The organism is Rhodopila sp. (assembly GCF_035548095.1).
GTDB lineage: Bacteria > Pseudomonadota > Alphaproteobacteria > Acetobacterales > Acetobacteraceae > Rhodopila.
In genome coordinates this window covers 61,680-82,703 of record NZ_DASZUV010000027.1, presented here as the reverse complement: position 1 = coordinate 82,703, position 21,024 = coordinate 61,680, and the positions used below count along the sequence as shown (strand labels likewise).

The following is a 21,024-nucleotide window of genomic DNA, read 5'->3' as shown; positions in this document are numbered from 1 at the left end:
CGTGCCGGAGTCTTCCCCGGAATGTACCGACCTGGAGAATCCGGATGCCGCGATCGCCGCGCCGGCGCCGCCGTCCTGGTGCGGGTTCGAACGGGGCTGGATCATCAGCCGCTATGCCGACATCGTCAGCGTGCTGCGTACGCGCGCGGTGCGTAGCGCCGATCCGGGCATCGAACTGTCCCGGTTCGCGCTGCGGGCCGGCCGGCGCCATGACGATTTGCAAGCGGTGCTGGCGGGCACCCAGTTGTTCCAGGATGGCGACCGGCACCGGCGCACGCGCATGATGGTCCGCCGCTTCGTCGCGGAATTGCGGGCCAGGTGGACCCCTGATCGCATGCGTGAAACGATGGCGCTGGCGCTGTCCGACGTGCCCCTCGGCTCTGTCGTTGATATCGTGCCGGCGCTGGCGGACCGCCTGTCCGGCACCATCATCGCCGACGCCCTGGGACTGGAGTTCGAGCATGTCAGGCGGCTGCGCCATGACGGTCATGCCGTCATGGCCCTATGGCGACCGGCGCCGCCGGCTCGGGACTATGCGCGGCTCGACACGCTGTGCCGGCACATGCATGACGGGCTTGCCGCCCACGCGGCGCCCGGCGGCAGCCTGTCGTGCCTGCATACCGGCGACGATGCCGACACGGTGTCCGATCTTGCCTTCTGGCTTGCGACATCCGGCGGTGATTCCGTAACCGGCACGTTCGCGGCGGCGCTGGACATAGTGGCCCGGGACCAGGCGATGCAGGAACGGCTGCGCCGCGCGCCAGGGCTGATCAGCGGGTTCGTCAGGGAGGTCCTGCGCCTTGCCGGCCCGCTGCGCCGGTTGACCCGGCGAATCGCAACCGCGCCGATCCGGCTTGGCGAGACGACGGTGCGACCTGGCGAGGGCATGATCCTGCATATCGAGCGTGCCCATCGTGACCCCGGCGCTTTTGTTGCACCCGACTGCCTGGACCCGACCCGGACGGCGCCGCCTTTGCTGGCGTTTGGCGGCGGCGCGCATGCCTGCCAAGGCTCAGAGCTGGGCGTGCTGCAGGCTGAGATGATGATCGAGGCGGTGCTGGCGCACGTCTCGGTGCATGGTACCGAGACGCGCGGGCGGCTGCTTCCGCAACGCGATCTTCGTCAATTCGCGTCCCTGCCGCTTCGCCTGCTACCATTGGACCACAGAAATCGATCCGGTCCCGCTTGAAGGGTCTGCCATGCCCGATACGCCATCAATTCTTGTTGGACGTCAAACGATCCAGGTGATGTCCCGGAGCGATGGCGAACACCGCATGCGGACCTTCGCCACGTTGCTTGAGAAACATATCCGGCCAAGGAAGAGGACGCTGGCCGACCTCGGCGCGGGACACTGCAAGTTCGGCATGCTGGCTGCCCGTCTGGGTTATGACGTGACAGCGGTGGATGGCCGCACCGAGCGGGTCCCGGCCGATCTGGGCGCGGTGCGGTTCATTCATTCTGATATCCGTCAATTCGATCCGTCTGGTTTCGGGGTCGTGGCAATTCTAGGTCTGCTCTATCATCTGGAGATTTCTGACCAGGAACGGCTATTGGACCGCTGCGCCGACGGGGCCGCGGTGATCGTCGAGACGCAGGTGCACGTACCGGAGATGGTGCCTGTCGATTCGCCGCGGCCCTGGCACGCGGTGGTCGAGCGCGAAGGCTATGACGGCGTGGAATTTCCGGAGAACGATAATCCGATGGCGGCGATCGGCAATACGAAATCGTTCTGGCACACCGAGGACTCGCTCATCCGGTTGTTCGCGCGGAGTGGCTTTCGCCACGTGCAACTGATCGACCCGCTTTTCTCTTCAGCCTATGGCGCGCGCCGCTTCTATCTGCTGGCGACATAGCGACATCAGGCGGCATGGAGGCTGGCTGTTCGGCCGTTCGTTCCCGTCCTGAGGGATGCAGGGGCCACCAGGACGAAGGGCGCGTGACGGGTTCAGACCTCGTGCGGGCAATATTGCAGAGACTCTCAAAAAAAGTCTTTGTATCGGATCCGGCATGTCATGCGGGGATGCATTTGCCTGCCGTGACTTTTGGCTTATTGTCCGGGAATGAAAAGGCATTGGCGCGGACGGGCGGCAGTAGAGCCCTGCTTTCCTGACGCCGGCCCTGACATTTCGGGTGAGGAGCTGTCGCGTGAGTCAGCCTGGGCACATCGATTCCTTTACAGTCGACCTGGTGACCGGCTGGGCCTGGGACCCGAGCCGGCCAGATGAGCCGGTCGATGTCGCCGTGATGGATGGAACGGACGCGGTTCTGATGTTCAGGGCGGACCGGTACCGTCCCGACCTGGCGGAGGCAGGTGTTGGCAATGGGCGGCATGCTTTTTTACTTGAATCAATTCACTCCCGTGTTCCCTGGTCACGCCGCAATCTTTCCGTGGTCCGGGCGCGCGATGGCGCGATGATAAGTTCCAGGCGGCAATCATTGATCGCGACCGGAAGCCCGCATCTGTATCTATCGGCCGAGGGTGGAATGCCGTGCGTAGCATTGGGTGATTCGCTTTACCAGCTTGCTGGGGACATGCCCTTTTCCGAGTTGGCGGCATGGCTGCCGATCACCCTGCCGGAAGTGTCGGATGACGAGCTGCCGGTTAAGGGACAGGTCCGCCTCGTCACGGATGATGAGTTCCCGCTTCTTGTATTCGAGCCGGTCCATGAAGAGCCCATGAGCATCCGGATTCAAGAGGATGCGCTGGCCGGTCCTCATGTCCGTCTGTGCAAGGGGCGCGCGCGGGACGGCGGCTGGGTGCGCAACGAGCTGGTCCTGGAGGTCGAGAACGCGATCGGCCTGGAATTGGAATGCATGCTTCCGGCGCGAGGTAATCTGGGCCCTAAGCTGCTTTCGGTCCTGGAGGCGGATGGCGAGAAGCAGGTCTTTGAATTGCCTCGTGACAGCCGGACCACGATCGCCGTGCGGGTATCCGGCCGGCACCGGCACCGCATGACGCTGTCGACAGAGCTGGAGCCGAGCGGCAGCAGCAGCTTCCTGTTGTGCGGCCTCGATGTGATCTCACGCGATATCGATCTGCCGGGAGACTGATGCAGGCCGCGGACCGCAGCATGAAACAAGGGATGGCCAACGCCGTTCGCGAAGAGCGCCTGAAGCGGAACCTGGAGTATCTCGGCTCCCATCTGATGGCGAAGGCCGATCCGGCTGCCATGCCCGGTCCGCCACGCACAACGCGCGGCAAGGCCGCGGTCGTGTGCTGGGATCTGTCGCATAATCCGGCCGGCCGCGCGTATGTGCTTGCGAAGCTGCTGGCGACGCACTGGAATACGGAGCTTGTGGGTCCGATCTGGCCTCGTTTCGGCAAGACCCTTTGGGAACCGCTGCTGGACAGCGGGATTGCGTGGCATCCGCTGCACGTTTCCAATCTGGAGGAGCTGATCGTGGCGGCCAGCGCGCTGGCGTTGGCAAAGCGCTACGACCTGGTCGTGGTGTCGAAGCCGCGACTGCCGGGACTGCTTCTGGGCCTGTTCCTGGCGGAGCAGAGTCGGTGTCCCCTGGTCCTGGATTTCGATGAGGATGAGCGGGCATTTCTGCAGCATCATGTCGAGGACCCGGGCGATGCGAGCGCCAAGCTTCTAGCGGAACCCTTCGGCACATCCGGCACGCTGCTCGCGGCACAATACTGGACGGTGGCGGATGCAACGACTGTCGCCAGCCCGGCCCTGCGCCGGATCTTCGGCGGGCACCTCGTACGTCACTCACGGGATGAAACCGCGGCCGTCGCCGATCGCGCCGCGGCGCGGCGACGCCTGGGTTATGGTGCCGACGACATCGTGATGGCATTCATCGGTACGGTCCGGGCCCATAAAGGGTTGGACCGCGTGTTGACGGCGATGGAGGCCATCGGCGATCCGCGCCTGCGACTGCTGGTCGTTGGTTCGATCGATGAACCCGCCCTGCGGACCCGATTGATGGGCATGCCGAAATCGGTGCGTGTGTTTCCGCCTTGTCCGCTGAAAGAGCTGACCAATTACCTGGCGGCGGCCGATCTGGTGCCGCTGCTGCAGAACCCGGCAGCGGCCATCGCCCAGAGCCAGTTTCCCGCCAAGCTGACCGACGCCTTGCAGCATGGCGTGCCCATCGTTGCCATCGCCACGCCACCGTTATCGGAAGGGGGCTTGAACGATGCCGTGGATTGGATCGAGCCGTATGATCTGAAACGATATCTCGACGCGCGCTTGCTGGATGGCAACAAGCCCGACGCCCGGCGTGCCCGGATCAGAGCCATCTTCGAGGATGAGTTCAGCGACGGCATCAACCGCGTCCGTCTTGACGCGGCTGTCCGGTCCGCGATGCGCGTGGCCAATCCGTTCGGACGGACTCGCACCGAGGCTCTGCGGGGAATCATGGATACGGTACGCCGAGCCCGTGCCGATCTTCAACGCGGCTGGCTTTCAAAGCCCTCGGTCCGCCGGGACCGCGCGCGATACGATGTTGCCTTTTTCTGGAAGCAGAATGACAGCGGCCTGTTCGGTCGCAGAGCCGATCTGGTAACCGAGTATCTCCCACGAACGGGCCTGGTCCGGCGGATCGTGCATTTTGATCATTCCCTGCACGGCTCCACCTTCGCGCGCATGGGACGCGACTACGTGGCGCACCGCCCGACCAGCTTCGCGATGCAATTCCGCAACCAGGCACTGCGCGCGCTACGCCTGCTCGACAGGCCGGACATGCTGCGGCGCCTGCTGCTGACGGAAGCGCCGAATGCGCCGCCTGGTTTCGGCGGTGAGCCATATTACGCGGAGGCTCTTGTGCCAGAGCGGGTCGCCGCCGTGCTGCGGGAGGAGAATTGTGATCCCGACCGGACGATTGCCTGGGTTTGTCCCATCGTATGGAATTTTCCCGCTATCGCCGAACATGTGGCGTTCCATCGCATTGTCGTCGACCTGATCGACGATCAGCGCAGCTGGGCAAGAAATCAGGATGAGCTGCAGCGTGTGCAGACCACCTATGAGCGGACGCTGCGCCACGCCGACCTCGTCCTGACCAATGCCGAGGGCAATCGGGCCGGCTTCGAGGCCCTGCGCGACGATATCCATGTCATCCCGAATGGAGCGGAGCTGGATTTCCCGTCCGACAGCAGCCCGTTGCCGGGGTTCATGCGTGACTCGACCCGGCCGGTCGTCGGGTATTGCGGCAATCTGAGTGAGCGGATCGACTGGCCATTGATCGAGGCCCTGGCGACGCGGCATCCGGACTGGCGTTTCGTGCTGATCGGCCCACACGGCGAAGGTGGCGTGCGGGACACGGTTCTGCAACTTCCCAACGTGACCTTGCCAGGCCCGCTGCCATACGACGAAGCGCGCCGCTGCATGGTCGCATTCGACTGCGCCATTGTGCCACACATACCGAATGCAATCACCGACGCGATGAACCCGTTGAAGGTGTACAACTACCTGAGCGTTGGCATACCGGTCGTCACAACGCCGGTGGCAAATCTGGAGGCGCTCCATGGCCTGATCCGCATCGGTGACGGACCGGACGCGTTTGCCAATGCGATCGCCGAAGCATTGGCAACACCACGGAACTTTGAATTGTCCGATGATATTCGGGAACGGATTGGCTGGGAGAGTCGCATGGCGAAGATTACATCGCTGCTTGAGTCACTTGATTAAAGAATGATAGGGTCAAGTCTTTGATTCAGGAGCGCGATTCGCGCTTTCTAACCAAAGGCTTCAGACGATCCCACTCCAGCATCCGACATGCGCGGGCCAGTGGCTTGGCCGGACTTCCCATTTTGAGTTTCGCTTTATGGTTTCTGGCGTCGATAAATATGGAAACGGATTGATATCATGCCGAGACATTTACATGCCGTAGCGCTGATAACCGCACTGCTTGCCGGCGGACTGGCGGCACACGATGCGCATTCGCAGACGACACCGTTTCCACCCGGGCAAGTCGTCATCGGTCCGATCGGCAATACCGACGGACCGACACTACCCGCCTTGACCACCGGTGCCGACGCCAATCTATACACCGGATCTGTCGAGGGGGGCTTCGTTCCAAACGCACCGGCGCAAGTCGTACGGACGTCCGTGCCGACGCAGTTCGTTCGCTTCTACAAACAGAATAACGATCTTACACTTGGTCCGGCCGTGGGATCGTGGATCGCCACCAGCAATTCAGTGCGCGGCCTGACCGCGGCGCAAGTCAAGAACATCCTTGCGCTGCCCGATCTTCCAACCTCGGTGGCCATCGTGCGCGTCCCCGCCGGGACCTGCATCCTGGGTGGACCCGGCAACCCCGCGCTGGGAAATTTCCCGGCAGACCCGCCGGCAGTGCCCACACCCGGACCGTGGGGCGCCGCGGGTGCACCACAATACTACATCGTGGGACAGACCACGACGCCTGACTGCGTCAACCCGCAGTATATCGACACCTCCAACTACATCCCCCAATCGAACATGGGCACCTATGCCCTTGCCTATGTCCCCAATGCCCGAAGCGGCAACACCGCCGCGGTTGCAGCGGCCCTGGACCATGCGATCTTCCCCGCGCCCTTCACGCCAATGGATGGTGTTTACAACAGTCTGGATTTTTTGAATTTTACCGACCCCGTCGCGTTCCGCAATGCGCTGAGCCAGCTGAGTGGTGAGATCAATGCCGACCTTCCCTCGGTCACGCTTGAAGCCGCGCGATCGTTCCTCGGTATCCTGCAACAGCATTTGCAGGCTGACACCTCACCCGCCGTTCAGGAGAGCGGTGGCCTGCGTCTCTGGCTTGGCACCGGCGGCGGTGACACCAATGTGGCAGGTGACGGCAATACCCACGATTTTGGCATGTCGATGGTCGGCGTTGTCGGCGGCGTGGAAGCCGCGCTCAGCCCACAAGTCCTGGTAGGTGGGGCCTTGGGTTATGCACACACGTCACTCTCATTGGACGGGCTCGCCAGCGGTGGCAGCGCCGATAGCTATTCGATGGCCGTCTACGGCAGATATTCGAATGGGCCATTCTACACCCAAGGCATTATCGGCTACGGATTCAACAATTTCGCTGTCGGGCGCAGCCTGGCGTTCGCAGACCAGGTCGGATCAACCACGACCGACACCAATAGCCGCGCCTTCATGTCCAGCATCGATATCGGCTACCGCTTTCCGGTGTGGGCAGGAGGCAGCATCGCCCCCGTGGCTGGCCTTCAGGTCATCAGCCAGTGGCAGAACGCCTTCTCGGAATACGGGGCGGGCGCACTCGACCTGAACGCCGACAGCAAGAGCCTGACGTCGGTGCGCGGCCTGTTGGGCATTGATGTGCGCCATCATGTCACCGTGAATTCGAGTTTGGGGTTGACAGCCGATCTCAGACTCTCCTGGGCTCATGACTTTGCCGGAACGGCACGCGATCTCGACCAGAGCTTTCAGGAATTATCCAGCGCGGCTTTTCAGGTCCATGGCGCCGGCTTCTCACGAGACGCCGCCGTGATCGGGCTTGGCGTTACGACGACCGGGCCCGTTCGCATGTTTATTCGGTATGACGGCGAATATAGCGGCGCGCAGTTGAGCAACGGGGGCATGATCGGCGTCAGCACGATTTTTTAGCGCCCCATGCGCTGCGGCAAGGGACGGTAATCCTCTCTCGGATCCTTGATCCCGCTCATCCGGCGTTTTTCGGCAGGGCCGTCGCGATCAACAGGCGGGACGCGACGGACCAGGCACAGATTGTCGCCGCCGGTTGCGGCGACATTGCCGCCGTGCTGTTATCTGCGATATATCCAATAGGGAATATCGTCACCCAAAGGCGCCCGGCCCGATCGAAAACGTCGCAGCGGCAGACCCTGCCATTTTACCGGTTGTCTGCCTGGGAATATCGTGGCAGCCCCATCAAAGGAGTCAGCAATGAAATACACCAAACTGGGCCGCACCGGCCTCGATGTCTCCCGACTCTGCCTTGGTTGCATGAGCTATGGCGGCGGCAACAGCGGCTTTCACCAATGGTCGCTCAACGAGGAAGAGAGCCGCCCGTTCATCCGGAAAGCGCTTGAGGCCGGCGTCAACTTCTTCGATACCGCCAACCGCTACTCGGTCGGCAAGAGCGAGGAGGTCCTGGGCCGGGCGCTGAGGGATTTCGCGCGGCGCGAGGAAGTGGTCATTGCCACCAAGGTCTTCAACCGCATGCGCCCCGGCCCGAACGGCGCTGGCTTGTCCCGCAAGAACATCCTGTTCGAGATCGATGAGAGCCTGCGCCGGCTCGGCACCGATTATGTCGATCTCTACCAAATCCATCGATTCGATCATGAAACGCCGATCGAAGAGACGATGGAGGCGCTGCATGATGTCGTAAAATCCGGCAAGGCCCGCTATATCGGCGCTTCGTCGATGTATGCCTGGGAGTTCCACAAGGCCCTCGCGGTGGCAGAGCGCAACGGCTGGACCCGCTTCGTCAGCATGCAGAACCTGGTCAATCTGATGTATCGTGAGGAGGAGCGTGAGATGCTGCCGCTCTGTGCCGATCAAGGTATCGGCGTCATCCCCTGGAGCCCGCAGGCACGCGGCCGTTTGACCCGCGACTGGGACTACAAAAGCGTCCGGACGGAGACAGACGAAGCCTATGGCCGGATGTTCAGGCGCGCGACCGAGGAAGCGGACAGACGGGTCGTCGAACGCGTCGCCGAGGTGGCGAAAGCGCGCGGCGTGACCCGGGCGCAGATCGCGCTGGCCTGGCTGCTGCACAAGCCGGTCATCACGGCGCCCATCGTCGGCGCAACGAAACTGGCGCATCTCGACGATGCGCTTGGTTCACTCGAGGTCACATTGTCGGCCGAGGAGATCGCTGCGCTGGAGGAACCCTATGCCCCGCATCCCGTGATCGGGTTTGCCTGACGGAACACTGTTGGAACAAGCTATACCTGGGAGGCCTCGAAATGGCGCACATCAATATAGAATTCACTTTGTTCTCTGCTTTCTACTCGCCCCTGATTTCAGTGATGTCAGGTGGCTTCCTGAAGGCTGAGGGGCTGGAGGCCGATTGGACCGTCTCGCCGCCTGGGGTTTCCGCGGTCAAGGCACTGGAGGAAGGGCGTGCCGACGTCATCCAGTCCGCTCCGAGCCAGGCCTTCGCAAGCCTCGCCAAGGGGGAAACGCCAACGGCTGTTCATTTTGCCCAGATCAACGAGATGGACGGGTTCTTCATCACCGGCCGGACGCCCGATCCGGCGTTTGACTGGAAGAAGCTGGAAGGGTCGGAAGTGATTTTGTTCGGCGGCGGCCAGCCTTTGGCCATGTTCCAATATGCCTGCTACAAGGCGGGGATTGACTTTGCCAAGCTGAAAGTCATCAGCCCTGGCGGTGCCGAGGACATGGACAAGGCGTTTCGGGACGGCAAAGGGCAGTATGTCCAGCAGCAAGGACCTTTCCCGCAGCAGCTCGAGGCTGATGGCGTTGGCCACATCGTTGCGCAATGCGGACCAAAGATCGGGCCTGTCGCCTTTTCAAGCCTGGCGGCGCGGCGGGAGTGGCTGCAATCCGATGTCGCCAAGGCTTTCATGCGGGCTTACAGGAAGACACGGGCCTATATGCTGGCGACGCCGGCGATCGAGATCGCCAGGGCGGAAAAGCCGTTCTTTCCGACGATCGGGCTTGATGTTCTGGCGAAGTGTATTGCCAGCTATCAACGACTGGGCTGCTGGGCGCCCCATGTGGAGATCACACGGCCGGCGTTCGAGGTGGCGCTTGATGTATTCGAGCATTTCGGTTCGCTCAAGCAGCGCTATGCGTATGAGCAGGTTTGCGCGTCGCCGCCAGCCGGAGGGTGACGTGGTGCGCACGCTTCGTCGGATCGGCCACGCAGGCCTAGCGTCTATGGAGCGGGCTTCAAAAGGCCTTGAATCACCTTGTGCAGCTCCTCATAGGGAACCGGCTTCCGTAATGTTCGAAACTCTTTCGGGGTTGGTGCGTCGTTGTAGCCTGACATCAGGACAATCGGAAGGCCCGCATGGAGGCGGCGAACGACGTGAGCCAAATCGAGCCCGCTCATGTCTGGCATGATGATGTCCGTTAATAGCAGGTCGAATCGCGCACCCCCGGCGGCAAGCCGCTCCAGTGCTTCGGCGGCACTAGCGGCCGTCTCCACCTCGAGGCCCATTGCGGATATCATTGCCTGTGTGACAGTCGTCACTTCTTCGTTGTCATCAACCAGGAGGATACGGCCCGATAGCCGGCGCAGCGCGCTATCGTCCTCAACCGCGGATGTTTCGAGACTCTGTTCGTCCGTCATCGGCAGAAAAATCGTGACCCGCGTCCCTTCCCCAGGCCGGCTTTCGATATGGGCAGTACCGCCTGAACTTTTTGCAAAGCCAAATACCTGGCTCAGGCCCAGTCCGGTTCCCGCCCCAAGCATCTTCGTCGTGAAGAACGGCTCGAATGCACGAGAAACCACCTCCGCCGGCATACCCGTTCCGGTGTCCCGAGCGGAAATGGCCACATAGCCCATGTGTGCAGATGGCAGAGACACCGGCGCCTGTCCGATGCCAACCTTTCGAACATCGATGACAAATTGGCCACCTGCTGGCATCGCGTCACGCGCATTCACGGCCAGGTTCAGGATTGCGATTTCCAGTTCACCAACGTCGACCTCGGCCGCAACGATCTCAGCGCCGGTGGCGATGTGCAGATTGATATCGCCCCGCAACGAGGAACGGAGCATCTCCGCCATCTTCGGGATGTGAGCGGTCAAATCGACAACCTGGCGCGCAAGGGGACGATTCCGCGCCAGGGACAGCAACTTCCGCGTGAGCGTACCACCTCGTTCGCCTGCAAGAAGGATATTGTCGAGGAGCTTTGCCGGGTCCTTGCTCGCTCCCTTCTTGAGAAGAGTGGCATTGCCAAGTATGATTGTGAGAAGGTTATTGAAATCATGCGCGACGCCGCCGGTCAGCTGCCCGATCGCATCCATCTTCTGGGCGTGCCGAAGTTGCGTTTCCAACCGTTCGCGTTCAGTAAGATCACGGGCGAATGTCAAAAGGAAACGGTCCTCCCCATCAAAGGAATCCGGGATCAACGCCGATATCACATCGATGAAGCGCGTGGACCCGGCCATCGTGCGATTGGTCACGTAGCGCTGGGGTTTGCCGGTCCTGACACACTCCTTGAAGTGCGCGAGCGTGATCTGTGCGCCTTCCTCCCCAAGGATTTCCTCGACCCGCCGCCCGATGACCTGAGAGCGGGACAGGCCATAGCCCTTTTCACATGCAGGATTGATATCCACGTAAATAAACCGTCCGTCCGCCGTGCACCGCTGCAACGTCAGCCAATCGGGCGAGTTGTCGAAAAATGCCTGCAACTGGGCACGACTGGATGCAAGCTGGCGAGCTCGTTCCTCGCTGAGCCTCTCCAGGTTCGCATTGAGATCACGGAGCCGCTGTTCACTCTCCTTCAACGCCAGTTCAGAGGCGCGCAGGGCTTCCTCGGCCTCCTTCATCCGTGTGATGTCGATATGCACGCCGATCATCCGGAGCGGCGCACCGGCGTCGTCGCGGTCGATCTCGGCAATCGCTGAAATCCATCGGACGCCCTCGCCCGGGAGGACGATGCGGTACTCAGAGGAATAGTGGCGTGCATCGCCAGCCACGCAATTCTTGAAATGCGTCTCGGCCCGCTCACGATCATCGGGATGCAGGCGTCCCACCCAGGCTTCATGGGCCTCGCGGGCAGCGTCGACCGTCAGGCCATGGACCGACAGATACTCGGGTGACCGATGGTTGAGGAATTCGCCCCCGCGAAGATCGATCTCGAAACCACCGACCCGCCCGATACGTTGGACGCGTGAAAGCTCGGCGACACGCTGGCGCAAAGCCGCTTCGCTAGGTGACACGTCGAGACCGCCTCCTGGCTTCATGGCTTTTCCATGCCTGCCGTCAAGGATACTGATTTACGGCCGGTAACCACGGTCGTTGAGTTTTGTCAATCTTCCCGTGGCGCGGCTGAATGCCGGTTCCCGAGATCACGCTGCACGACTTGTCGGAAGGCCCCTGCTCCACGGCATTATTCGGAAACCATAAAGCGATCCACGAACAAGGAGAAGGCTTGGACCGCTTCATCATGTTCATCTGTAACCAAACTGCCCATAACGCGAGGAACCAAACGCTAAACCGAGGCGACGCACGCGGATGTTCCCGGACATGCTGGCGAAGACAAGGCGGCAGGCTTTGCCTTGCCCGCAGGGCCTGACGCCGCACACGCCGTGCGCTATGGCGTACGCGCCCTTTTCCGGCATAATGGCGAACCGCTTGAAGCACCGCCAGCCAGGATGGCGGATCGGGTCAAACGTTCAAGAGAACCCGGAGGCTTTACCAAGGGATTACCAAGGGAGAGGTGAGCATGAACGACCGAGTGGGAGCCGCCCGCGAGACATCCGCGGGGCTGGCGACCGATTTCGACGCGATCGTCATCGGCGCCGGGGTATCCGGCCTCTACCAACTCTACCGCCTGCGGGAGCTCGGCCTGACGACGCGGGTTTTCGAATCCGGCTCCAATGTCGGCGGCACCTGGTACTGGAACCGCTACCCCGGCGCCCGGTTTGACTCCGAAAGCTGGACCTACGGCTACTCCTTTTCCCAGGAACTGCTCGACGAATGGGATTGGGAGGAGCATTTCGCCGGCCAACCGGAAACCGAACGCTATCTGAACCACGTCGCCGACAAGTTCGACCTCCGGCGCGACATCCGGTTCAAGACCACGGTCACCGCGGCGCATTACCAGGAAGACAGCCGAAGCTGGAAGGTCACGCTCGATGACGGCACATCCTGCACCGCGCGATTCCTGGTCACCGCGGTCGGTGTGCTGTCGGCCTCCGTGCTGCCGCGCATCCCCGGCATCGAGAGCTTCAAGGGCCAGTCCTGTCACACGCATAACTGGCCGAAGCAGCCGGTCAGCTTCGAAGGCAAGCGGGTCGCGGTGATCGGCACCGGCGCCACCGGCATCCAGGCCATCACCGAAATCGCCAAGACCGCGGGGCACCTGACCGTGTTCCAGCGCACCGCGCAGTGGTCGGCGCCGTTGCACAACTCCAAGGTCACGCCGCAGGAGATGGCCGAAATTCGCAAGAACTACGCCGATATCTTCGCTCGCTGCCAGGAAACCGTCGGCTGCTTCATCCACGCCGCCGACCCGCGCTCCGTGTTCGACGTCACGGCGGAAGAACGCGAGGCGTTCTGGGAAAAGCGCTACGGCGAACCCGGCTTCGGCATCTGGATGGGCAATTTCCGTGACGTGCTGACCGATCGCGCGGCCAACAAGCTGATGTCCGACTGGCTGGCGGGAAAGATCCGCCAGCGGGTCAAGGATCCGGCGGTCGCGGAAAGGCTGGTCCCCAAGACGCATGGCTTCGGCACGCGGCGGGTGCCGCTGGAAAGCGGCTATTTCGAGGTCTACAACCAGCCGAACGTGACACTCGTCGACCTGACCGAAACGCCGATCGAGCGCATCACGCCGGATGGCATCCGCACCTCGGACGCCGATTACGGGTTCGACATGATCGTCTACGCCACCGGCTTCGATGCCATCACCGGGGCGTTCGACCAGATCGACATCCGCGGCGTGGGCGGCCTCTCGCTGAAGGACAAATGGGCCGACGGACCGGTGACGCTGCTGGGCATTCTTGTAGACGGGTTCCCGAACTTCATGATGGTGATGGGTCCGCACGCCGGCCTCGGCAACTTCCCGCGGGCGGTGGAATACACCTCCGACTGGGTCACCGCGCTGATCCGCCACGCGCGCGATAACGGCCTGACGCGTGTGGACGCGACGCCCGAGGCCGCGAAGGCCTGGACCGATCACGTCATCGAAACCAACGAGGGATTGCTGTTCAACGAGGTCGATTCCTGGATGACCGGCATCAACCGCAACGTGGAAGGCAAACAGGTCCGCCGGGTCATGCGCTACAGCGGCGGCCATCCGGCGTTCCGCCAGCACTGCGACGCGGTGTCGACCGGCGGCTACAGGGAACTGTCGATGGCGTAGGAAAGCCACCGTCAGCACACGGGGTATCGGGTGGAGAGGCTGCGGAGACAGCCGAGGGTTCCCGATGCCGCGCGCAAGGCACGCAATACCGGTGCTATGAAGCGAGGCCGTTATTGAATTGGCACGGGGATTTGCCCCGTCCTCCTCTCTGCGCTAGCCTCTCCCGGTACCTATAGAAACAAGCAGCCACGGCGCACCCGCTGAACCAGGGAGAATGATCGCCCATGCACCTGATGTATTTCACAGAGCAGCCGATGTCGGCGTACGACGCCAAGGCCGGGCTGGATTTCGGCGCCACCGCATTGATGTTTTCCAACAGTCATTTCGATCCCGTCGCAGGCAGCCGGTTGTACAACGAATATCTGGAACACTACATTCTGGCCGATGAGCTGGGCATAGACGGGATCATGCTGAACGAGCACCACAACGCTCCGTTCTGCATGCAGGCACGCGCCAACATGTTTGCAGCGGCCCTGGCTGCCGCCACCAAGAATTGCAAGATCGTCATGCTCGGCAATCCACTGCCAGCCTGGGACAACCCGGTGCAGCTGGCCGAGGAGCTGGCGATGATCGATATGATGTCGAAAGGGCGTCTGGTATCGGGCTTCGTCCGCGGCGGCGGACAGGAGCAGTTGGCCGGTGGTATCAATCCCGCCTTCAACCGCGAGCGGTTCGAGGAAGCGCACGATCTGATCGTAAAGATCTGGACCGAACCCGGACCATTCCGGTGGGAAGGCATGCACTATCAACAGCGCGTGGTGAACCCCTGGGCGCTGCCGCTGCAGAAGCCGCATCCGCGTATCTGGATTCCCGGTGTCATCAGCAAGGAAACGATCGTGTGGGCGGCGCAGCACGGCTATCCCTATATCGCCTTGAACACGCCGGTGGAGCGGACACGGCAGATCTGGGACATTTATGACAAAGCGGCGGCCGAAGCCGGCTTCCAGGCTGGCCCGGAGTACCACGGCCTGCTGAAGCAGATTCACGTCGCCGAAACCGAGGAAAAAGCGCTGGAGAACGCACGCCAGTTCATGTGGATGCAGGGCGAGTTCACCGGCCTGGCCCATCCGGTCTGGAGCACACCCGCGGGTTATGGCAGCCCGGAAAACCGCCGCGCCTTCGTGGAATTCGCCACCGGACGCTCGAAGAGTCCCCGCTACCGTCCGGCGGTGGAGAAGCAGATGGAAGAGTTGATGATCATCGCCGGTACGCCGAAGCAGGTGATCGCCAAGCTGCGCATCCTGTTGGAGGAGACGCGTCCCGGCATCCTGTCATTCTGGGGCAATGACGGAACGGTCTCCCATGAGGACGCGAAAACATGTGTCCGGCTGCTGGGGACCGAGGTGTTCCCGGCGGTGCGCGAAATGGCGAAGGAACTGGACCTGAAGAGCCCGTTCGAGACGAATCAGCCGGTGAGCCTGCGCTATATGCAAGGTACCCGAGATCAGAAAGCGGCTGCGGCGTAAACCGGCGGCGCGGCGGTGATGAAAGGATCGCCACCGCGCGAGTGCTGTGTTTCACCGAATCGCAAGATGGCCGGCTGATAAGGCCGAAAGAGGAATTCAGGAACGATCCCGACACGGACCGCCAATCCGTTGCATACCCGTCCTATGCCTTGCTCACGTTCCAGAACACCGGCGCGGGTCCCCGCAGCTGGCCGGTGATATTGCTGCGCCAGGCGCCCGCCGGCAGGTACTGCCCCAGCGGAATGTACGGAACATAGTTGAAGCATTCGAGCTGGATCTGTGCGGCCAGCCGCTTCTGCTCAGCCGGGTCGGGGCTATCGATCCAGGCGCTCCGTAATGCCTCGATGCGCGCGTTCTCCGGCCAGCCCACCCAGGCGTCCTTGCCGTTGGTGCGCAGTCCGCCGGCCAGGACCGGATTGGCATAGTCCACCGGCGGGAACCCCGACGGAAAGATCGACCAGCCGCCTTTTTCCAGCGGCTCCTTGCTGACGCGGCGGGCGGTGACGGTGCCCCAGTCGGTGGTTTGCACATCGATGTCGAGGCCGACGCGGCGGAACGCGCCCTCCGCGACGCTGCACAGCACGTCATAGGCCGGCGGGTCGGTCGGATGCATGAACACGATCCGCTCCCCGTTGTAGCCGCCCTCCTTCAGCATCCTCTGGATCGCCGCGACGCCTGGCGGGTTGCGCAGCAGGTCCATCCCGGCGTCGCTGGCGGCTTCGCTCTCCGGAATGAAGAAGCCGATGGGCGCGCGGTAGCCGTCCCGATCCTCGCCCATCAGCGCCGTCATCTCATCGACCTGGTTGATCGCCGCCAGCATCGCCCGGCGCACCGCGACATTGGCGGTCGGGCCATGGATGAAATTCGGCCGCAGCACCGGGAACACGCCGTGCGTGTCGATCCGCCGCACCACCACATCGGGTGTCTTGCGCAGCATCGGCAGCAGGTCCGGCAGTGGCAGCTCCACCCAGTCCACCTCACCGGTCGCCAGCGCGCCTGCCGCGGTGGCCGGATCGGGAATGATGCGCCACTCGACCCGGTCGACCTTCACATGATAGCCGCCCCAGCCATACTCGACCTTTTCCGGCCGCGGCACATAGTTTTCGAACTTCGCCATCACCGCCCGACTGCCGGTGACGAACTCGCTGGCGACCCAGCGGAACGGTCCGCTGCCGATGCATTCCGGCGCCTGCTTCCAGGGATCGGCGCACAGCCGTTCCGGCATGATCGCGGGAGTCGGCTGCGTCTTGGCCAGCGCGTTCGGCAGGAACGGGAATGGCTGGCGCAGACGCCAGACCAGCGTGCGGTCGTTGGGCGCCTCCAGCGCGTCCATCCGCTCATTGATGAAGCCGCCAACCGGATCGCGTGCCATCCAGCGCTTGATCGAGGCAACACAATCGCGCGCCCGCACCGGCGTGCCATCGTGGAACCACAGCCCCTCGCGCAGAGTCATCGTCCAGCGCTTGCCGCCATCCTCGACCAGGTGTCCCTCCACCATGTGCGGGTGCGGATTGAGGTGCATGTCGCGGGTGTAGAGCGTCTCGTAGATCATCAGGCCCAGCGTCCGCGTCGCCTGCGCGGGGTTGAAGGCCGGGTCGTAGCTGGGCGGATTGGTGGTGGGCACAAAGGACAGAACCTTGCTGGCGCCGCCGATGGCGGGCTGAGCAAGCACCGGGCGCGCTGCCAGGGCGGCGGCACCGGCCAGGACCTGGCGGCGCTTCATGGATGTCTCCCAGGCGTTATGAGTGATTGTTGCTCCACCATAGCATGGCCGCGCGGCGGTGTCTGCGGGGCGACGGTCTCACCCGCAACCCGCTAAGGCATGACAGGGTCGGGTTGACCCGATCAATGCTTTGTCACTCTTTGATTCAAGAGCGCGATTCACGCCCTCTTACCGCCGGCTTCCGGCGATCGCGCTCTGGTGGGGTATCCGGAACGATTCTCATGCGAAGACCGATGCCAGGAAGCTGTCCAGCAGTGCATTCGTGCGCGCCGGCTCTTCAAGCTGTGGGAAATGCCCGGTCTCCTCGATGATTTCGATGCGGACCGCGGGAATGACGTCGCGCAGCATCGACAGGTACGGCGTGGCCTGCCCGATCTGCAACGATTTCCGTTCGCGTTTTTCGTTCGCATAGGTGGTCTGGATTGCCATGACCGGGACACGAAGGCAGCCGAGGGAGGCGGGCAGCCGCCAGACGTCGTATCGCAGCAGATCCAGCAACATCTTCTCGCCCACCTCTTGCGGCAGGCGTCGCACGCGGGCGGCGACGGCGGCGGCGACCGCCGGGTCGGCCTTGGCGTGGAACATGTCACGGAACATGTCCTGCACCATGGTCTCGTACCCCTTCGGCCGTCCGAATGCCGCTTGCAGCGTCGCTTCCATCGCCGGGGCGAACTGGCTGCCATCCACCAGCACCACGCCGGCGGCGTGGACGGGTGCCTGCAGGGCCGCTTCCATCACCACCCGGCAGCCCAGGCTGTGCCCGACCAGCACGGCCGGCGGCAGCGCCAGGGCGCGCATCAGTTCGGCCACATCCGCGCCGTACCGTTCGATCGAGCACGCGGCCGCAGGGCCCGGGCTGCTGCCATGCCCGCGGAGATCAACGGCGACCGCTTGGAAGCGTGAAGACAGGTGCGCGACCTGGCTGTCCCAGTCGGTCAGACCGCAGCCGAAACCGTGCACGAAAACGACTGGCCGCGTGGCAGAGCCGGTGACGACATGGTGGATCAGGGTCATGGGACGGTCCTGTTCGTTGCCTTTCCACCTACTCCGATCCTGTTTCGCAACGCGGTCAAGCCACCGCCGGTCCACCGTCCGTCACGGCCGGCGGCACAGTGGCGGATCGGCGCCTGCTCGCGTAGCCTCCCTGGAGCCGCTGGGAGGGAACGGGTCATGACGATCATTATCGGCGAGGGCGACTACCGCTACGACGTCACCGAAAACTGGGGCACGCTGCCGGATGGCTGGCGGTATGGCGAAGTCGCCGCCGTGGGTGTCGACAGCAAGGACAATGTCTACGTTTTCAATCGCGGCAAGCATCCGATGATCGTCTTCGACCGCGCCGGCAACGTCCTGCGGTCCTGGGGCGAAAACATTTTTGCCCGGCCGCATGGCATCCATGTTGCTCCGGACGATACGCTGTGGTGCACGGATGATGGCGACCACACCGTTCGCCACATGACCGCGGATGGCAGAATGTTGCTGGAAATCGGCGTGCCCGGGGAACCCGCCCCGTATATGAGCGGCGATCCGTTCCACCGCTGTACGCACACGGCGCTGTCGCCCACCGGCGATCTGTACGTCGCTGACGGCTACGGCAATGCGCGTGTTCATAAATACGCCCCCGACGGCAAGCTGCAATTCTCCTGGGGCGAGCCCGGCACGGAGCCGGGCGAATTCAACATCGTCCACAACATCTGCTGCGACGAGGATGGCTGGGTTTACGTGGCTGACCGGGAGAACCACCGCATCCAGGTGTTCGATGGCAACGGTCGCTTCGAAACGCAGTGGAACAACATGCACCGGCCCTGTGGCCTGTGCATGACGCGGGGCAGGAATCCGATCGCGTATATTGGTGAAACCGGCCCGAGCATGGCGGTGAACGCGAACCATCCGGGTATCGGTCCGCGCATCAGTCTGTGGACGCTGGACGGCCGACGCATCGCGCGTGCCGGCGACGCGACCCGCCAGAAGCCGAGCCAGTTCATTGCGCCGCACGGGCTCGCGGTGGATTCCCGCGGTGACATCTATGTCGGCGAGGTATCGCGAACGGCGATGAAGAACAAAGGCTCACCGATCCCGGACGAGCAGGATATACGGTGCATGCAGAAACTGGTGCGCATCACGTAACGACGCCAACGCTTTATATGGACGCTGTCATGACCGTTGCCCGAAGGCTTTCCGACTTCCTGACCGGAATCGCCACGACTGATGTGCCGGAGCAAGCCTTGCGGCACGCGGCGATGATCATTGCCAGCACGCTCGCCAGCGCGGCCTGTGGCACCGGCATCCGCTCTGCCCAAATCATACGGGACCTGGCAAGGGCGCAGGGTGGTCGTCCCGATGCGTCGCTTTGGTTCGATGCGGGGCCCAGGCTGCCGGTGGCGGAGGCCGCGCGCGTCAACGCCATGCTCAGCGATGCCGCCGCCTCCGACGACAGCGACCTGCGTAACATCGTCCATGCCGGAACGCCGCTGACAGCGGTGTCGCTGGCGTTGGCCGAGCGCGCCGATGCGACGGGCGAAGAGGTGCTGACCGCCATGGTGGTCGGCTATGAGGCGGCAGGCCGGATCAGCGAGGCCATCACGCCCGGCTTCCGCCGCCGGGGTTTCCATGGTTGCCTGGGCGCCGTATTCGCCGCCGCCGTCGCGACGGCGCGTCTCTTGCGGCTCGATGCGGCGGCAATGGCGCAATCCATCGCTATTGCGGCGACGTCGATCGGCGGGTTGGCCACCGCGGCCGACACCAGCACCGCCCGTGAATATCACGCCGGCCTGGCGGTGCTGCTCGGCTGCAACGCCGCGCTGGCGGCACAGCGCGGCTTCCAGGCCGAGGAACGCATTCTGGAAGCCTCGAACGGATTCTTCGAGGCATTCGGCGGGGTGAATGGGTCGGCCGCGGCCGAAACCGCCACCGCCGGCCTGGGTGAGAGCTGGGATATCGTTACGGACATGGCAATCAAGCTGATGCCCGGCGGCCATCCCTACCACGCCATCGCGGAGGCGGCCGCCCACGCGGCGCGAGACGGCAACGTCACGGCGGAGCGGATCGCAGCGATCATCGTGTCCCGTCCAGGGCTGACAGACCTGACCGGGCCGCTTCACCCGGCCGACCTGATCGATATGGCGCACAGCCCTGCCTACTTCGCCGCCGCCGGTGCCGCCGATCGTGACTTTTCCTGGACGCATGCCAGTCCGGAGAAAATCGCCGACCCGGTGATTCACCGCCTGATCGACAAGGTCGCGGTCGGCCCTCAACCGATCCAGGACGTGGATCGCTACCGGCAGGGCGCTACCGTCACGATCAGGACCGCCGACGGCGCGGAATTTGCCAGTACCGTTTACGTCCCGAAAGGCGCCGGCCAGCTTGGGATTGCCTGGAGCGACATCGAGGCAAAATATCGCGCGTTAGTACCGGCCGCGGGCCTGGACGCGGCAAGGATCGAGGCGAGCCTTGCGGCGATACGCGGGCTTCGGGAGACACGGTCGGTCAAGCCGCTCATTGAATTGATCCGGGCGCCATAGCTCGGCTTTTCGAGCCGGCGCCGCGGCACCGAGAGATTTGGCTCCGTGCATCTGATGGATATGGGGTGGTTGTTGCCAGTCCGGACGGAGGCTTCGGCGCCGTCAGGGCGAAGACGTCGCCGCCGCCAAGGCGAAGACGTCGCCCATGATATTAATCCACTTCCTCCTCGGTCAACGAGATATCCAGCGCACTCTCAATGGCGAGTATATATTGGATCGCCATGATTGAATCGAATCCGGCAATGGCCCGGAATACGATATTCTCATCGGTGGACGACATTGCTCCTTGCCTGACGCGGTTCAGAGGAACGGCGACTGGCAGCACGACGTGTGCGTACTCG

At 63.1% G+C, this 21,024-nt stretch carries 14 protein-coding genes; 11 read left to right on the top strand and 3 right to left on the bottom strand.

What is annotated here, in order from left to right; all coding sequences use genetic code 11:
* The first annotated feature begins 1 nt into the window (after position 1).
* The 7 genes from VHC04_RS19065 to VHC04_RS19035 all read left to right on the top strand — a co-directional run bounded on the left by VHC04_RS19065 (position 2) and on the right by VHC04_RS19035 (position 9,769).
* A complete protein-coding gene (locus VHC04_RS19065; RefSeq protein ID WP_325684244.1) occupies positions 2-1,189 on the top strand; it encodes a cytochrome P450 in 1,188 nt (395 codons plus the stop codon).
* A 10-nt stretch (positions 1,190-1,199) separates the two neighbouring features.
* The gene (locus VHC04_RS19060; protein WP_325684242.1) at positions 1,200-1,853 is read left to right on the top strand and encodes a class I SAM-dependent methyltransferase; all 654 of its coding nucleotides are present in this window, start codon (positions 1,200-1,202) and stop codon (positions 1,851-1,853) included.
* Between the two features lie 334 nt (positions 1,854-2,187).
* Positions 2,188-3,051, top strand: coding sequence for a hypothetical protein (locus VHC04_RS19055; protein ID WP_325684240.1), 864 nt, complete (start codon positions 2,188-2,190; stop codon positions 3,049-3,051).
* 32 nt (positions 3,052-3,083) lie between these two features.
* The gene (locus tag VHC04_RS19050; protein WP_325684238.1) at positions 3,084-5,636 is read left to right on the top strand and encodes a glycosyltransferase; all 2,553 of its coding nucleotides are present in this window, start codon (positions 3,084-3,086) and stop codon (positions 5,634-5,636) included.
* A gap of 177 nt (positions 5,637-5,813) precedes the next feature.
* Positions 5,814-7,556, top strand: a complete 1,743-nt coding sequence (locus VHC04_RS19045) for an autotransporter outer membrane beta-barrel domain-containing protein (RefSeq protein WP_325684236.1) — start codon at positions 5,814-5,816, stop codon at positions 7,554-7,556.
* 297 nt (positions 7,557-7,853) lie between these two features.
* Positions 7,854-8,837 (top strand): aldo/keto reductase, encoded by a 984-nt coding sequence (locus VHC04_RS19040; RefSeq protein WP_325684234.1) that lies wholly within the window; start codon positions 7,854-7,856, stop codon positions 8,835-8,837.
* A gap of 41 nt (positions 8,838-8,878) precedes the next feature.
* Positions 8,879-9,769: an ABC transporter substrate-binding protein gene (locus VHC04_RS19035; RefSeq protein WP_325684232.1), complete on the top strand. Its 891-nt coding sequence runs from the start codon at positions 8,879-8,881 to the stop codon at positions 9,767-9,769.
* Positions 9,770-9,813: 44 nt separating this feature from the next.
* On the opposite strand, the gene VHC04_RS19030 is transcribed toward VHC04_RS19035, so the two are convergent.
* On the bottom strand, positions 9,814-11,826 hold the full coding sequence (locus tag VHC04_RS19030; protein ID WP_325684230.1) for a hybrid sensor histidine kinase/response regulator: 2,013 nt from the start codon (positions 11,824-11,826) through the stop codon (positions 9,814-9,816).
* A 506-nt stretch (positions 11,827-12,332) separates the two neighbouring features.
* Between VHC04_RS19030 and VHC04_RS19025 the strand changes: the two genes are divergently transcribed.
* Both VHC04_RS19025 and VHC04_RS19020 read left to right on the top strand, forming a co-directional pair.
* Complete coding sequence (locus VHC04_RS19025; protein ID WP_325684228.1) at positions 12,333-13,973, top strand: flavin-containing monooxygenase; 1,641 nt, start codon at positions 12,333-12,335, stop codon at positions 13,971-13,973.
* 224 nt (positions 13,974-14,197) lie between these two features.
* Positions 14,198-15,439 (top strand): LLM class flavin-dependent oxidoreductase, encoded by a 1,242-nt coding sequence (locus VHC04_RS19020; RefSeq protein ID WP_325684226.1) that lies wholly within the window; start codon positions 14,198-14,200, stop codon positions 15,437-15,439.
* A gap of 142 nt (positions 15,440-15,581) precedes the next feature.
* On the opposite strand, the gene VHC04_RS19015 is transcribed toward VHC04_RS19020, so the two are convergent.
* Both VHC04_RS19015 and VHC04_RS19010 read right to left on the bottom strand, forming a co-directional pair.
* The gene (locus tag VHC04_RS19015; RefSeq protein WP_325684223.1) at positions 15,582-17,162 is read right to left on the bottom strand and encodes an ABC transporter substrate-binding protein; all 1,581 of its coding nucleotides are present in this window, start codon (positions 17,160-17,162) and stop codon (positions 15,582-15,584) included.
* 219 nt (positions 17,163-17,381) lie between these two features.
* Positions 17,382-18,176: an alpha/beta fold hydrolase gene (locus VHC04_RS19010; protein ID WP_325684221.1), complete on the bottom strand. Its 795-nt coding sequence runs from the start codon at positions 18,174-18,176 to the stop codon at positions 17,382-17,384.
* A 156-nt stretch (positions 18,177-18,332) separates the two neighbouring features.
* Here VHC04_RS19010 and VHC04_RS19005 point away from each other — a divergent pair, with 156 nt between their 5' ends.
* Together VHC04_RS19005 and VHC04_RS19000 are read left to right on the top strand one after the other, a co-directional pair.
* Positions 18,333-19,289: a peptidyl-alpha-hydroxyglycine alpha-amidating lyase family protein gene (locus tag VHC04_RS19005; RefSeq protein WP_325684219.1), complete on the top strand. Its 957-nt coding sequence runs from the start codon at positions 18,333-18,335 to the stop codon at positions 19,287-19,289.
* A 29-nt stretch (positions 19,290-19,318) separates the two neighbouring features.
* The gene (locus tag VHC04_RS19000) at positions 19,319-20,683 is read left to right on the top strand and encodes an MmgE/PrpD family protein (protein WP_325684218.1); all 1,365 of its coding nucleotides are present in this window, start codon (positions 19,319-19,321) and stop codon (positions 20,681-20,683) included.
* The last annotated feature ends 341 nt before the right edge of the window (positions 20,684-21,024 follow it).